Below are 13,880 nucleotides of genomic sequence, written 5' to 3' on the forward strand. Positions count from 1 at the left end.
TCGGCATGAACATTGAACAATTTACAGCAGCACTAGAGGAGAAAGGGATCACTCTTTCTCCTGTGCAGCTTGAACAATTTGAAACCTACTTCCGCATGCTTGTAGAATGGAACGAGAAAATGAATTTAACGTCCATTACTGAAAAGGAAGAAGTGTATTTAAAGCATTTTTATGATTCAATATCAGCAGCATTTTTTATTGATTTTCACAAAGTGACGACGATTTGTGATATTGGAGCTGGTGCTGGTTTTCCAAGCATTCCTCTTAAAATTTGTTTCCCTCATCTACATGTGACCATTGTTGATTCTCTTCAGAAACGAATTACGTTTCTCAATGAGTTAGCAAAAGGATTAAACTTACAAGATACTACTTTTTATCATGATCGTGCGGAAACGTTTGGACAACGTAAGGAAAAGCGTGAAAGCTATGATCTTGTCACTGCTAGAGCAGTTGCACGTTTATCTGTCTTGAGCGAACTTTGTCTGCCTCTAGTGAAAAAGGAAGGATTGTTTGTTGCCTTAAAAGCATCTGCCGCTGACGAAGAAATGCAAGCAGGGAAAAAAGCCGTCACAGTCCTCGGAGGAGAGGTTGTTGAGAAGCATTCCTTTGTTCTGCCTTTAGAAGAAAGCGAACGGAACATCATTGTCATTGAAAAGAAAAAGCAAACACCAAAAAAATATCCTAGAAAACCAGGAACACCTAATAAATCACCAATAGAAGGTTGATCATGTAAAAGGTCGGTTTTTCTTCAATATTTATGATTTTACAGAAGGAAAAAACATGAGAAAATAGAATTATAAAAAGGTAGTTTTTAAAGGTGGTGTAGGTTCATGAAGCATTCACTCTCACGCTTCTTCGGGCTTGGTGACAAAGAACATCCTGAGCGTGAAACCGAAATAGAGGCAGAGATTGCTGAGCATGATACATTAAAGGAAGAGATACAGGAGCTCCCGGTCGACACAATTATGCCAAACCGTTTTCAGCCACGCACCATTTTTTCAGAAGAAAAGATACAAGAGCTGGCCACGACGATTCATACCCATGGCATTATCCAACCGATTGTTGTTAGACCAACAGAAGAAGAAGGAAAATATGAACTGATCGCCGGCGAAAGACGTTGGAGAGCGGTACAGACTCTTCAATGGGAGAAAATCCCCGCTATTATAAAAGATTTTACTGATACGGAAACGGCATCTGTGGCATTGATTGAAAATTTGCAAAGAGAAGAGCTGTCTGCTATTGAGGAGGCTCATGCTTATGCACGTCTTTTAGAGCTCCATGATTTAACACAAGAGGCGCTTGCTCAGCGTTTAGGCAAGGGACAATCAACTGTTGCAAACAAATTAAGACTTTTAAAGTTGCCTGAAGAGGTACAACAAGCCATTTTAGAGAAAAAAATCTCTGAAAGGCATGCACGTTCACTTGTGCCCCTAAAGCTTCCAGAATTACAAATCGCGCTATTGCAGGAAATCATCGAAAAGCAGTTGAATGTGAAACAGACTGAAGAGCGTGTAGTGAAGATGCTTGAACAAAAAACAGATCGCAAACCGAAGCCAAAACGTAAGGCGTTTAGTCGTGATACACGAATTGCGATGAATACCATTCGTCAGTCTCTCCACATGGTAGAAGACAGCGGACTTAAGATAAATACCGAGGAAGAAGAGTTTGAGGAATATATCCAATTAACAATTCGAATCCCTAAATAGAAAAAAGCTGATGAGCGCCACTCGTCAGCTTTTTTTTGTCTTATTTCTAGCACACATTCAATATACATTATATTTATAAATTGGTAAAATATGATTTTAGAAGTGTGAAGGAGGTGACAACTACTTGATGAAAATGAAGAAGACTACTTTCGCCATTATTTGTTATTTACTATTTTCTTTTTCTCTTTTTTCAAATGAAGCGACAATATACGCTGTGAAATCGTCAACGGCTCATCATGCGGATGAAAGTTTGATGACCAACGAAGAATTGAACGTTCTGAAGGAGCAAGGTGCTGTTTCTAAAGATGTGACTGTACAGCAATTCAATCAAGACTATGTGTCTTCCGACGATTCGATCGACTTGATTACAGCTGACGATGATTTGAAGAACTATGGATTACGACAAAATAAGCAGGATGAGCTGGTGACGGATGAGAAGCCGCACACCCTCAAGCTCCTTTTAGGAAAGCCGTATCCTGGTACCGATATTATCCCTAAAAAAGGAGATATTTTGGTGACAACCACTGATGCTGTGAAGGGGTTGGTTGGACATGCAGGTATCGTCATTAATGAGAAAAGCTATGCTTCTATTCCAGGGTTACGGCAGCATCCGCAACTAGATTCCATTCATAACTGGTTTCGCTATAGTGCCAATACAAAGGTAATTCGGATTAATCAAGAGGAAAAGGCAGATTTAGCAGGAGAATGGGCACACGATTATGTGAAAGGTCATCCGAAGGCTCGCTACTCGATCACCATGTCCATTCAATCACTGGATCCGACTTATTGTTCAAAGATTGTGTGGCAGGCCTATGGCAAAACAGGGGACGCATTGGGACATGCGAACTTTACCATTAAGACACCCTACGGATTTTTAAAAAAGAAAAGCTATAAAACAGTAACTCCTAAGGTCATTGTGAGTGAAGGCCGTAAAATAGGTGAATTAAACTTTTGACATGTGACCCTCACTTTTGATGAAAGTGAGGGTTTTGAGCATGTCTATTTCTTGAAAAAGCTATATCGATATACTTTTTGGGTGTGTTTTCATTCATCCTTTTATGTACGAAAAGGCACATTCACCGACGAATTTATAATAGGGAAACAAAAAAAGCAAACGTTTCATACTTTTTTTGATAGAATAGGAAGTATGAATGAATGAGAAACTTGTTAAGTTGAAAGTGGGTGACATCGTGGGAAAAATCATAGCGATTACCAACCAGAAGGGCGGCGTCGGGAAGACGACAACTTCTGTTAATTTGGGTGCGTGTTTAGCATACATAGGCAAACGAGTGTTGTTAGTTGATATTGATCCGCAGGGCAATGCCACGAGTGGTATTGGGATTGAGAAGGCCGACGTAGAGAAGTGTGTGTATGATATTTTAGTTGATGATGCAGATGTTCTTGATGTGATTAAGACGACAGAGGTCGAGAATCTTGATGTCATTCCTGCGACGATACAGCTTGCAGGGGCTGAAATAGAGCTTGTGCCTACAATCTCACGTGAAGTGAGGCTGAAGAGAGCACTTGAATCTGTTAAGCAGAATTATGATTATATGATTATTGACTGCCCGCCATCACTTGGACTACTGACGATTAATGCGTTAACTGCCTCTGATTCCGTTTTAATACCAGTTCAGTGCGAATATTATGCGCTTGAAGGATTGAGCCAATTGTTAAACACAGTTCGTCTCGTGCAGAAACATTTAAATACCGATTTAGCCATTGAAGGTGTCTTACTGACAATGCTTGATGCCAGAACAAATCTTGGAATTCAGGTTATCGAAGAAGTGAAGAAGTACTTTAGAGATAAAGTCTATCAAACCGTGATTCCTAGAAATGTGAGGCTGAGTGAAGCGCCAAGTCATGGAAAGCCGATTATCTTGTATGATCCACGTTCAAGAGGTGCAGATGTCTATTTAGACTTAGCAAAGGAAGTGGATGCGAATGGCTAAAGGTCTTGGAAAGGGTATTAATGCACTATTTAACAACGTAGACTCAAATGAAGAAACGGTTGAAGAAATCAAACTAAAGGATTTGCGCCCGAATCCGTATCAGCCAAGGAAAACGTTTGATGATGATGCGTTGTCTGATCTGAAAGAATCGATTCAGCAGCACGGTGTTTTACAGCCAATCATTGTTCGTAAATCGATTAAAGGATATGACATTGTAGCAGGGGAGCGCCGTTTTCGAGCGGCACAACAAGCTGGTCTGACAACAATTCCTGCGATCGTTCGAGAGTTTTCAGAAACGCTGATGAGAGAAATTGCCCTTTTAGAAAACCTGCAGCGCGAGGATCTATCTCCACTAGAGGAAGCCGAAGCGTATGCTTCCTTGCTGGATCATCTAAGTGTGACGCAAGAGGAATTAGCGAAGCGATTAGGGAAAAGCAGACCGCATATTGCGAACCATCTCCGTCTGTTGACTTTACCGGATGACATACAAAAGCTGATTGCAAATGGAACGTTATCAATGGGACATGGCCGGACATTGCTTAGCTTAAAAAACAAAAAGAAGCTTGCGCCTTTAGTAAAGAAAATCGTGGATGAGGGATTAAACGTACGCCAGGTTGAGAAGCTTGTGCAGCAGTTAAACGAAAATGTTCCACGTGAAACAAAGAAAAAAGAAGCACCAAAGGATCGAGTGTTGAAAGAAAGAGAGTCTTTCTTACAGAACTACTTTGGTACTTCCGTGACGATCAAGAAACAGAAGAAAAAAGGGAAAATTGAGATTGAATTTCTCTCCAATGAAGATTTAGAAAGAATCCTTGAATTGCTTTCTACGAGGGAATCATCAGAGTGACCATCTTGATACAGGATGGTCTTTTTTATATTCGCCCAGTGATATTTTGAATAGGGGTGAAAAGAGACCGGCTTTTTTCTCTTGTCCAATCCATTTGGTCAATGTGAGATAGACTTTCAGAAAGTGTATTGGCCATAGACATGACTAGATGAAGACGTGTGTTTTGGAGAACGAAGTATTCCATGAAACCACTCACATTGACGATTCCATTAATATGAATATCTCCTACCTCTGGCAGTTCTTTTTGCACACCAGCCCCGGGCTTTAACGGTCCATCTCCAATTTGGAAGGAACCGACACTTTTCACTCTTCCTAAACAGGCATCAACCGCTACAATAAACGGGTGTTTATGAGCTTGTTCAATTTCAGCGAGTTTTTCTTTTAAATTGACTGCATGCACTGGATCAGAGAGTGTTCCATATACATGAAGCTTTTTCAAATTCAGACCTGAAAGCTTTGTACCAACAAGTGGACCTAGAGAGTCGCCGGTTGAGCGGTCTGTTCCAATACAAACGATGGCAACGGGTCTTTTTCCTGCTTTCTGAAGATGCGAGAATAAAATACTTTTAAGCTGTTGAATGGCATTTGTATCCGTATGGGACACGTATTCTTTCACCCTATTTCTAAAAAAAAGACCGTTCTTGCTATTCATAGGTCTCACTTCCTTGTCATAGTAGTTAGTAACAGTATACGGAAACAAGCTTAATTCTATACCTATGAGGTGATGATTGTGTGGAAGGCTGGTTCAAGGTGGACGCTTTTAATTTTAGGAAGCTTAATAGGAGCGGGATATGCTTCCGGCCAGGAAATTTGGCAGTTTTTTGGCATTGATAGCGGACTAGCCATTCTACTGTTTACATTGATGTTTATGCTGTCTACCTATGTGGTGTTAAAAATCAGTTATGAGGTGCGTGCCGATCACTTTGTGCCAGTGCTGGAGCGGCTTGTCGGTCCATGGCTGGCTAAGGTGTATGACGTGTTAATTGTCCTTTATTTATTCACGACAACGACGGTCATGATTGCCGGCGGCGGGGTGACTCTTGAGATGTATCATGTGCCTTTTTGGATTGGCATCGGCGCGTTCTGTTTGTTTTCGTTTATGATTTTTTTCTGGGATGTGAAAGGGCTTTTATCTGTGAATGCTTTCATTATACCAATTTTGGTGGCAGGGCTCATCTATGCGTTTGTTTTTTATTATATGAACCATGATCATATGTGGCGGATTGATTTTGGACAGCAGTACAATTGGCCTGCCAGCATTGTCTTTGCTTCTTTGAATATATTATCCGTTGTGGCAGTGCTGTCTTCGGTTGGGAAAGAAATGAAGGGGCTTGGGGAAGCCAAAGTGGCGAGTATATTAAGCGGTCTCATTTTTGGTGTCATCTCGTATGTGTATAACGAAATACTGGTTGATATTTCTGGAAGCCTTTCAGCAGAGGGAATTCCTTTGTTTACAGTATTAGAAGGGGCGCCGGCGTCTTTGTTTGTGTTTATGACGGTTGTCCTTTGTCTAGCCATTTATACGACGACGGCAGCAGGTTTATTTGGATTATCCAGCCGGATGCTTTCTTTTGTACGAATACCCCGCTGGCTGGTTGTATTGGTAATGCTTCTTTTGATGGCACCTTTAACATCTCTTGGATTTGCTGATTTGATTGCTTTCTTGTATCCAATTTATAGTTTGTTGAATCTTTATTTGCTCGTCTGTTTAATGCTGTATCCGATTTTAAGTAAAAAGATATTTTCTCGCCCTAAAAATTATATTGATAAAATAAAATAAGCACCTCTCTTTTTAAGAGCTGTGCTTATTTGATCTGAATTGAATCAATAGCTTCTTTGATGTCATCGTAGACAGGCATTTGTTTAAGACGCTGGAGGCGATCCTCTAATTCAGAAATGGCCTGTCCCTTTAAATGCTGGGAAATGTGTTGTTTGACAATGGTCGTCTGGTTTATCATGTCTTCTGTTTTAGCCAACTGATACTCCAAGTGCACGCGTGTATTTGCTAATTCGTCGTGCAGCCGCATTTTGAGCAGCCGTTTTAAATCCTTACGCTGTCCTTCTCTGCGCATGGCCTGAATGGCGGCAATTTCTTCAGGAGACTGTGTTTGTGTGTGTGGTGCCGATTGATTTTCAAATACAGACATGGAGCGGCGGGCACTCACATTTTGCAAGAAACGCTGGGCGTCACTAGGAGGTTTATTTTGATTGATCATGCGATGACTCCTTTCTTAATGAATACCCATTTGCACCGCAAGGCGTCTATCTGCCTTGGCGTAGTCATCACCCATTGTGTACATATGTCTTGAAAGGGTAGAAAGCTCTTGTTCGTAATCTCTCAGGGTGTACAAGGCATTCAGTTGTTTTTCGTGTGAATAAAAGGAGGAATGGGTCTGTTCCATTCTCACTTCCTCTACGAGTGCTTCCACATCACTATGACTTAATAAATCATAGTGGCCAAAGCCGACGAGTCCTTTGAGCTCTTGTTTTACATGATGAACGGCGTCTTTTACGCTTTCATCAATTCCATCGATTTTTTCAAATACAGTGTGTACTTCATGTTCAATAATACTTTGCAGATCATAGGATGAATTTTTCAATAAATGGGATTTTATGATAATTTCAAGTCCGCTTTGTGCATATGCACGTCCAGAATGAATTTCTTGCAGCAGCATGGCTGTAAAACTTGTATTATGATCCAGCTGTTCATCTAAAATACGGGCAGATCCATTCGGATGGAATGAATATCCATTTTCTTTAAATTCTCCTGAAACGAGAGCTAAAAAAGCATTTGTATCAAAGGATTCGTTCCATTCTATATTCATAGATGCAAAAGCTGATTTTAAAAAGGTGTCTATTTCTCTTTTTTTGTATTTAACGGATTCTTGGACTGAGCCTTGCTGCTTTGGCGGTACGGTGTACTTGACTTGTCCAACCCCTTGATCATGACGATTGAGTAAACCGACGTAATGACTAGGCTGAATATATTCAGTCAACATGTGTGTATATTGACCTTGCTGCGCCTTTTGCTGAATCGAAGGCGATAGACTGCTCCATATATTTGGGCTGTCAAAAGTGACGGCTTTTTTGACAGCTGGCTGTTCTGTTGCAACATAAGCACAAACAGCACCGGCAAGTGCTTGTCCAGTGAGATGTATACCTGCATTCGGATGCTTCTGACAGACTTTCTCTATGTATTCCTTCCCTTTAAAAAAGACATGTTCTTGATTGCTGTCAAGGGACTTTCTTTCAATTGGATAGGCATAATCTGTTTTGAGCAATGACTGTGCAGCGTTGTGTACATCTTGCTTAGATGTCACCGTCATTTGATGTGGCAGCGGACAGTGAAAAGCGACAATGAATTCGTCTGATTGTTCCGGCTGCATCGTTAAACCATATAATTTTTGATCGATTTTTAGAAAATCGTGGACAGTGAGTGTTTGCTGACCTATTTCTATCGTATGGTGCTGCTGGTAATTGTCGATATTTCCAGCATGATCGGATATGATTTTATAGTCTTTATCAGTTAATCTATCCTTTCGATTGACCATCGTACCTGCTCCCTCACATAACATTTATGCAGATATCATAAATCAAAAAATATGGAAAAACCACCGCGTTCTACCAATAAAAACCTTTTGACCTACAGTGTTTGTGACAATATTGAAAAAAAGCGGAATTTAAGTAACTATTGGTCACAAATAAAATGATCTAAAAGAAGGGTTTTTTCTTTAAAAAAGAATAGGATGAACGATTGAAAGAGACTCTTTGTTTTGTGCATTGCCCTCCATCGCCGTTTTTTTGTACAATAGATGCAATGAAGTGAGCAAGAGAGGTGAAGGCTGATGGCAGACAAAGTGTTTGGGTTACATGATGTTGTTGAAATGAAAAAGCCCCATCCATGTGGTGCCAATCGGTGGAAGGTCATTCGTTTGGGCATGGATATCCGTATTAAATGTGAAGGCTGTGGACACAGCGTGATGATCCCAAGAAGAGATTTTGAACGAAAAATGAAGAAAATTCTCGTCAAGCATGAGGAGCCAACTGCTTAAGTAGGCCTCATGCTTTTTTTATTAAATTTGTCTTTTCTACAGCAAAGCCAGGTGCAATTTCCCGTTTTGAAGCATTGATTTATTCTTTTTGACGATGTTTCTTCTATTGAAAATGCATGATGGTTAGCTTGTCTTTTCATGTAAACCTACTTATAATTGCTCTAGGTTCATATTACGCAGTATAACGAGCACGTTTGATATAGAGGAGATGAAAGAATGGCTTTAACAGCTGGTATTGTTGGCTTACCTAACGTCGGGAAGTCAACGCTATTTAATGCAATTACACAGGCTGGAGCGGAGTCTGCTAACTATCCGTTTTGTACCATTGATCCAAACGTCGGAATTGTAGAAGTTCCAGACGAGCGTTTACAAAAGCTAACAGAATTGGTGCAGCCGAAAAAGACAGTTCCCACTGCTTTCGAATTCACTGATATTGCGGGTATTGTCAAAGGTGCATCTAAAGGTGAAGGTTTAGGGAATAAATTCCTTTCTCATATTCGTCAAGTAGATGCGATTTGTCACGTGGTCAGAGCTTTTGCAGACGATAACATTACACACGTAGCTGGTAAGGTTGATCCTGTTGCAGATATTGAAACGATTAATCTCGAATTGATTTTGGCTGATTTAGAAACAGTTGAAAAGCGTTTAGCTCGTGTGAGCAAGCTTGCAAAACAAAAGGACAAGGAAGCAGTAGCTGAATTTGAGATTTTGTCGAAGCTAATGACCGCGTTTGAAGCTGGGAAATCGGCAAGATCTGTAGAATTTACAGATGAGCAGCAAAAGCTTGTGAAACAGCTCCATTTACTCACATCTAAACCAGTTCTTTATGTAGCAAACGTGAGTGAGGATGAAGTAGCGGATCATGACGGCAACGAATATGTGCAGCAAATCCGTGAGTTTGCTTCTGGTGAAAACGCTGAAGTCATCGTCGTTTGTGCGAAGATCGAGTCTGAAATTGCAGAGCTTGAAGGAGAAGAGAAGCAAATGTTCCTTGAAGAGCTTGGTATTAATGAGTCTGGGCTTGATCAGCTAATTAGAGCATCTTATTCTCTTCTAGGATTAGCTACGTATTTCACAGCAGGTGAGCAAGAGGTACGTGCTTGGACATTTAAAAAAGGAATGAAAGCGCCAGAATGTGCTGGAATCATCCACACAGACTTCGAGCGTGGATTTATTCGTGCTGAAACGGTTGCGTATGAGGATTTACTAGCTGGCGGAAGCATGTCTGCTGCTAAAGAAGCAGGGAAAGTTCGTCTAGAAGGTAAAGAATATGTAGTGAAAGATGGAGACGTCATTCATTTCCGTTTTAACGTATAGGTTCTTGTCATAGGCCAAGTGATTTGTTATAATATACAATTGTGAGTAATATAATTTATTGCTCCTTGCCCGTTTAGGGCCGCTTAGACCAAAAGGAGGTGCAATCAGATGAGAAAGTACGAAGTTATGTACATCATCCGCCCAACAGTTGACGATGAGGCTAAAAAAGCAGTTATCGAGCGTTTCAATAACGTGTTAACTTCTAACGGTGCGGAGATCACTGGAACAAAGGATTGGGGTAAACGTCGTCTTGCATACGAAATCAACGATTTCCGTGACGGTTTCTACCAAATCGTAAACGTTCAATCTGACGCTGCAGCAGTTCAAGAATTTGACCGCTTAGCTAAGATCAGTGACGATATCATTCGCCACATTGTTGTTAAAGAAGAAGTATAAATCATTGAAATATATATTTAAAGGTGGTCTTTCAATATGCTAAACCGTGTTGTATTGGTCGGAAGACTAACAAAAGACCCTGAGCTTCGCTACACGCCTAATGGTGCGGCTGTAGCCACGTTTACTCTAGCTGTGAATCGTACGTTTACGAATCAATCTGGAGAGCGTGAAGCCGATTTCATTAACTGTGTTACTTGGAGAAGACAAGCCGAGAACGTGGCTAATTTCTTGAAAAAAGGAAGTCTTGCCGGTGTAGACGGTCGTTTGCAGACAAGAAACTATGAAAATCAGCAAGGACAGCGTGTCTTCGTGACAGAAGTTCAAGCTGAAAGTGTTCAATTTCTTGAGCCTAAGAGCGGCGGTGCTGGTTCAGGTGGATACAGCGGCGGTGGCAATAGCGGAGGCCAGTATTATGGCGGCAGCCAAAACGATCAGAATCCATTTGGAAATGAACCAAGTCAAAATCCATATGGCAATCAAAACAACCAAAATCGTAATCAGGGAAATAGCTTCAATGATGACCCATTTGCGAACGATGGTAAACCGATTGACATCTCCGATGATGATTTGCCATTCTAATTGATCTGAAAAAATGACTAAAGGAAAGGTGTGAAAACAAATGGCAGGTGGACGCAGAGGCGGTCGTGCGAAACGTCGTAAAGTATGTTTCTTTACTTCTAACGGTATCACGCACATCGATTACAAAGATGTTGATCTTCTTAGAAAGTTTGTTTCTGAGCGTGGTAAAATTTTACCTCGTCGTGTAACAGGAACTAGCGCTAAGTATCAACGTAAATTGACATTAGCGATCAAAAGATCACGTCAAATGGCATTACTTCCATACGTTACTGGTGAGTAAGTCGTTGACTTAAAAAGCGGAGAGCCCCGAGCTCTTCGCTTTTTTTATTTGCCTCACTAAGAACCTCATCTATTTTTGCTAGAACTGTTTTTTGCAGTCAACCGAGGGGAAGTATGTTAAAGTGACAGTTTATTCTATACAAATATGAGGTTGATCTGTCATATTGGTAGTCTAGAAAATAATTGCAGTCAGGGCGTGGGAAGATGATTGAATTTAAAAAGGTATCGATGCAATTTTCTGATGAGCGCTATGCCGTTCAATCTGTTGATTTGGAGATTCAGCAAGGTGAGTTTTTTGTATTGATTGGACCTAGTGGCAGCGGGAAAACGACGACATTGAAAATGATCAATCGTCTCATTTCTTCAACAGAAGGTGAGATTTACATAAAAGGTCAAAAAATAAGTGATTATGATATGTATGAGCTGCGCTGGGATATCGGTTATGTTTTGCAGCAAATTGCGCTTTTTCCTCATATGACCATAGAAGAAAATATTGCTGTGGTGCCAGAGCTTAAACAATGGAGCCGGAATGAGACCAATCAGCGTGTCGATGAACTCATGTTGATGGTCGGGCTTGATCCTTCTATGTATCGTCATCGAAAGCCAGCAGAGCTTTCTGGTGGCCAGCAGCAGCGTGTCGGTGTGGCACGGGCACTTGCAGCTGATCCTGAGATTGTCCTGATGGATGAGCCTTTTAGTGCGTTAGATCCACTAACGAGGGAGAAATTGCAGGATGATCTGCTCGATTTGCAGCGTCGTATTCAAAAAACCATTGTTTTTGTGACGCATGATATGCAGGAAGCTATGAAGCTGGGTGATCGAATTTGTGTGATGAATGAAGGAAAAGTAGTGCAGATCGGACGTCCTGAGGAATTGGTTCAGCAACCAGCCAATGCCTTTGTACAGGAGTTTGTCTCAGGGGCTGCCCATCATGTAGGACATCAAGCATTTGAGCTGGAAACCTTGGCGCAACCGATGGCTCACGAAGCTCTTTTATCCTATGAGGCGGTCTCAGCACATGCCACACTGTATGAAGTCTTATCTCAATTGGCAAGGCACGAGGAATTGGCTGTAGAAAAGAATGGAGATCGGATAGGTCTAGTGAACCGTCAAGCAGTGATTCAGTTTTTAGCTGATTCTCCTAGAGAGAGGGGCGATTCACATGAATGATTGGACCCATGTGTTATGGGAACGAAAAGAACAATTGGGACACGCCTTACTTGAGCATATTCAAATTTCTTTTATTGCTTTATTTTTAGCGATTTTGATTGCCATTCCATTAGGTATCTATTTAACAAGGGTTCCAAAGCTAGCGGAGTGGGTCATCGGGGTGACGGCTGTCTTGCAAACAATTCCGTCGCTCGCACTGCTTGGCTTGCTGATTCCTCTCGTGGGGATTGGGCAAGTGCCTGCGATTATTGCGCTTGTGGTCTATGCCTTACTCCCTATTTTAAGAAATACATATACAGGCATTCAGGAGGTTGATCCTTCCCTGAGAGAAGCGGCGCTTGCTATGGGGATGAATCATCGCAAACGGTTATTAAAGGTGGAGCTCCCTCTTGCGATGCCAGTAATCATGGCGGGTATCCGAACCGGGATGGTTCTCATTGTGGGAACCGCCACTCTGGCAGCACTGATCGGGGCTGGGGGATTAGGAAGCTTAATCCTGCTGGGAATTGATCGAAATGATATGTCGCTCATTGTCATTGGCGCGATACCAGCTGCCTTACTCGCACTCTTATTTGATGTGGTGCTGCGAACCTTTGAGAAGATTTCCTTTAAAAAGACGGTGATCTCTGTGACTGTTTTTGCTCTGATTGCAGGAGCAGTTGTCGCTTCCCCCGTGCTGTTTCAGCAAGAAAAGAAAGTAATCACCATTGGCGGAAAGTTAGGTTCAGAGCCTGAGATTTTGATCTCGATGTATAAGCTTTTAATTGAACAGGATACAGATATTCAAGTGAATCTGAAGCCCGGTCTTGGTAAGACGTCCTTTGTTTTCCAGGCTTTACGCTCTGGTGATATTGACATTTATCCTGAGTTTACGGGTACAGCGATTTCTGAATTCCTCAAGGAAACAGCAAAAAGCACAGATAAAAGAAAAGTGTATGAGCAAGCTCGACGCGGATTGGAAACATCCTTTCAGCTCCGCCTTCTTGAGCCCATGTCATACAACAATACGTATGCTTTAGCCGTGCCGCAGTCACTGGCTGATCAATATAAGGTGTCCAACATTTCAGATCTAGGTAAGATCAAAAACCGTATAAAAGCTGGATTCACCTTAGAGTTTTCTGATCGTCAGGATGGGTATCGCGGCATTCAAAAAGCCTATCAATTTTCTTTTGATGATGTCGTGACGATGGAGCCAAAGCTTCGTTATCGAGCAATTCGGAAAGGAGATATCAATTTGGTCGATGCGTATTCGACAGATAGTGAATTGAGACAATACAAATTAAAGGTGCTTGATGATGATCAGCATGTTTTCCCGCCATATCAAGGAGCACCGCTGCTCAGGCAGGAGACATTAACTGAATTCCCTGAGATTGAGACCTCTCTCAATAAACTTGCGGGTCAAATCACAGACGATGAGATGAGAGAAATGAATTATGAAGTCAATGTGAAGGGGAAGGATGCATTTCAGGTAGCGAAAGCCTATTTAAAAAAGAAAAAATTGCTGCAATAATCAAGGAAAAGCAGGGCTGTTTATGGCAAAGCAGCTCTGCTTTTTTAAAAGAAAAAACAAAAATCATTGACA

The 13,880-nt window shown here is 41.4% G+C and carries 16 protein-coding genes; 13 read left to right on the plus strand and 3 right to left on the minus strand.

Annotated features, from left to right (window positions below; all coding sequences use genetic code 11):
* Nucleotides 1-5: 5 nt before the first annotated feature.
* The 5 genes from rsmG to OIT90_RS00090 all read left to right on the plus strand — a co-directional run bounded on the left by rsmG (nt 6) and on the right by OIT90_RS00090 (nt 4,505).
* Complete coding sequence (rsmG, locus tag OIT90_RS00070; protein WP_024424068.1) at nt 6-725, plus strand: 16S rRNA (guanine(527)-N(7))-methyltransferase RsmG; 720 nt, start codon at nt 6-8, stop codon at nt 723-725.
* Nucleotides 726-830: 105 nt separating this feature from the next.
* The gene (gene noc, locus OIT90_RS00075) at nt 831-1,706 is read left to right on the plus strand and encodes a nucleoid occlusion protein (protein ID WP_039182930.1); all 876 of its coding nucleotides are present in this window, start codon (nt 831-833) and stop codon (nt 1,704-1,706) included.
* Nucleotides 1,707-1,833: 127 nt separating this feature from the next.
* Nucleotides 1,834-2,661, plus strand: coding sequence for an orthopoxovirus pf05708 family protein (locus OIT90_RS00080; RefSeq protein WP_106025640.1), 828 nt, complete (start codon nt 1,834-1,836; stop codon nt 2,659-2,661).
* Nucleotides 2,662-2,896: 235 nt separating this feature from the next.
* On the plus strand, nt 2,897-3,658 hold the full coding sequence (soj, locus tag OIT90_RS00085; RefSeq protein WP_008360890.1) for a sporulation initiation inhibitor protein Soj: 762 nt from the start codon (nt 2,897-2,899) through the stop codon (nt 3,656-3,658).
* On the plus strand, nt 3,651-4,505 hold the full coding sequence (locus OIT90_RS00090; protein ID WP_024424064.1) for a ParB/RepB/Spo0J family partition protein: 855 nt from the start codon (nt 3,651-3,653) through the stop codon (nt 4,503-4,505). The genes soj and OIT90_RS00090 overlap by 8 nt, the downstream gene beginning before the upstream one ends.
* Nucleotides 4,506-4,530: 25 nt before the next feature.
* On the opposite strand, the gene yyaC is transcribed toward OIT90_RS00090, so the two are convergent.
* A complete protein-coding gene (gene yyaC, locus OIT90_RS00095; RefSeq protein WP_058837885.1) occupies nt 4,531-5,157 on the minus strand; it encodes a spore protease YyaC in 627 nt (208 codons plus the stop codon).
* 72 nt (nt 5,158-5,229) lie between these two features.
* On the opposite strand from yyaC, the gene OIT90_RS00100 reads away from it, so the two are divergent.
* Nucleotides 5,230-6,285 carry a YkvI family membrane protein gene (locus OIT90_RS00100; RefSeq protein ID WP_081258489.1) on the plus strand — a complete coding sequence of 352 codons (1,056 nt, stop codon included), beginning with the start codon at nt 5,230-5,232 and terminating at the stop codon, nt 6,283-6,285.
* Nucleotides 6,286-6,310: 25 nt separating this feature from the next.
* On the opposite strand, the gene OIT90_RS00105 is transcribed toward OIT90_RS00100, so the two are convergent.
* Nucleotides 6,311-6,721 (minus strand): hypothetical protein, encoded by a 411-nt coding sequence (locus tag OIT90_RS00105; protein ID WP_039182926.1) that lies wholly within the window; start codon nt 6,719-6,721, stop codon nt 6,311-6,313.
* Between the two features lie 15 nt (nt 6,722-6,736).
* Nucleotides 6,737-8,056 carry a hydrolase gene (locus OIT90_RS00110; RefSeq protein WP_144468188.1) on the minus strand — a complete coding sequence of 440 codons (1,320 nt, stop codon included), beginning with the start codon at nt 8,054-8,056 and terminating at the stop codon, nt 6,737-6,739.
* Between the two features lie 294 nt (nt 8,057-8,350).
* Between OIT90_RS00110 and OIT90_RS00115 the strand changes: the two genes are divergently transcribed.
* The 7 genes from OIT90_RS00115 to opuFB all read left to right on the plus strand — a co-directional run bounded on the left by OIT90_RS00115 (nt 8,351) and on the right by opuFB (nt 13,808).
* Nucleotides 8,351-8,557, plus strand: coding sequence for a DUF951 domain-containing protein (locus OIT90_RS00115; protein ID WP_025093670.1), 207 nt, complete (start codon nt 8,351-8,353; stop codon nt 8,555-8,557).
* Nucleotides 8,558-8,773: 216 nt separating this feature from the next.
* Nucleotides 8,774-9,874, plus strand: coding sequence for a redox-regulated ATPase YchF (gene ychF / locus OIT90_RS00120; protein ID WP_058837887.1), 1,101 nt, complete (start codon nt 8,774-8,776; stop codon nt 9,872-9,874).
* Between the two features lie 108 nt (nt 9,875-9,982).
* Nucleotides 9,983-10,270 (plus strand): 30S ribosomal protein S6, encoded by a 288-nt coding sequence (rpsF, locus tag OIT90_RS00125; protein WP_024424058.1) that lies wholly within the window; start codon nt 9,983-9,985, stop codon nt 10,268-10,270.
* Between the two features lie 36 nt (nt 10,271-10,306).
* The gene (gene ssbA, locus OIT90_RS00130; protein ID WP_007497456.1) at nt 10,307-10,849 is read left to right on the plus strand and encodes a single-stranded DNA-binding protein SsbA; all 543 of its coding nucleotides are present in this window, start codon (nt 10,307-10,309) and stop codon (nt 10,847-10,849) included.
* A 40-nt stretch (nt 10,850-10,889) separates the two neighbouring features.
* Nucleotides 10,890-11,129, plus strand: a complete 240-nt coding sequence (gene rpsR, locus OIT90_RS00135; RefSeq protein ID WP_008359105.1) for a 30S ribosomal protein S18 — start codon at nt 10,890-10,892, stop codon at nt 11,127-11,129.
* 203 nt (nt 11,130-11,332) lie between these two features.
* Complete coding sequence (locus OIT90_RS00140; protein WP_474892126.1) at nt 11,333-12,298, plus strand: ABC transporter ATP-binding protein; 966 nt, start codon at nt 11,333-11,335, stop codon at nt 12,296-12,298.
* Nucleotides 12,291-13,808: an osmoprotectant update ABC transporter permease/substrate-binding subunit OpuFB gene (opuFB, locus tag OIT90_RS00145; protein ID WP_474892127.1), complete on the plus strand. Its 1,518-nt coding sequence runs from the start codon at nt 12,291-12,293 to the stop codon at nt 13,806-13,808. The genes OIT90_RS00140 and opuFB overlap by 8 nt, the downstream gene beginning before the upstream one ends.
* Nucleotides 13,809-13,880: the final 72 nt, after the last annotated feature.

The organism is Bacillus sp. ABR, assembly GCF_056172715.1.